Annotated in this window: 1 protein-coding gene; it reads left to right on the top strand. The window is 46.1% G+C overall.

What is annotated here, in order from left to right; genetic code table 11:
• Positions 1-1,064: elongation factor Tu (tuf, locus tag AOG27_RS20840; protein ID WP_054554908.1), on the top strand; the 1,064-nt coding region annotated here is incomplete at its 3' end.

Here is a 1,064-nt window from a genome sequence, read left to right as displayed (position 1 = left end):
ATGGCAAAAGAAAAGTTTGAACGCGTAAAACCGCACGTAAACGTTGGTACAATCGGCCACGTTGACCACGGTAAAACAACTCTAACAGCAGCAATCACTAACGTACTTGCAAAAGTATACGGTGGTGTAGCTAAAGACTTCGCATCAATCGATAACGCTCCAGAAGAGCGTGAGCGTGGTATCACAATCTCAACTTCACACGTTGAGTACGATACTCCAACTCGTCACTACGCACACGTAGACTGTCCAGGACACGCCGATTATGTTAAAAACATGATCACTGGTGCTGCTCAAATGGACGGCGCAATCCTAGTAGTTGCTGCGACTGACGGTCCTATGCCACAAACTCGTGAGCACATCCTACTTTCTCGTCAGGTTGGTGTACCTTACATCATCGTATTCATGAACAAATGTGACATGGTTGACGACGAAGAGCTACTTGAGCTAGTTGAGATGGAAGTTCGTGAACTTCTTTCTGAGTACGACTTCCCAGGTGATGACTTACCACTAATCCAAGGTTCAGCGCTTAAAGCGTTAGAAGGCGAGAAAGAGTGGGAAGACAAAATCGTTGAGCTTGCAGAAGCACTAGATTCTTACATCCCAGAGCCAGAGCGTGACATCGATAAGCCATTCATCATGCCTATCGAAGACGTATTCTCAATCCAAGGTCGTGGTACTGTTGTAACWGGCCGTGTTGAAGCTGGTATCATCAACGTGAATGACGAAGTTGAAATCGTAGGTATCAAAGAAACTACGAAGACAACTTGTACAGGTGTTGAGATGTTCCGTAAGCTTCTAGACGAAGGTCGTGCGGGTGAGAACATCGGTGCACTTCTACGTGGTACTAAGCGTGAAGACGTTGAACGTGGTCAAGTACTAGCTAAGCCTGGTTCAATCACTCCACACACGAAGTTCACTTCAGAAGTATACGTACTTTCTAAAGATGAAGGTGGTCGTCACACTCCATTCTTCAAAGGTTACCGTCCACAGTTCTACTTCCGTACAACTGACGTAACAGGTGACGTACAGTTACCAGACGGCGTTGAAATGGTAATGCCTGGTGA

The organism is Pseudoalteromonas lipolytica (assembly GCF_001306915.1).
GTDB lineage: Bacteria > Pseudomonadota > Gammaproteobacteria > Enterobacterales > Alteromonadaceae > Pseudoalteromonas > Pseudoalteromonas simplex.
This window is presented reverse-complemented; position numbering and strand designations above follow the sequence as displayed.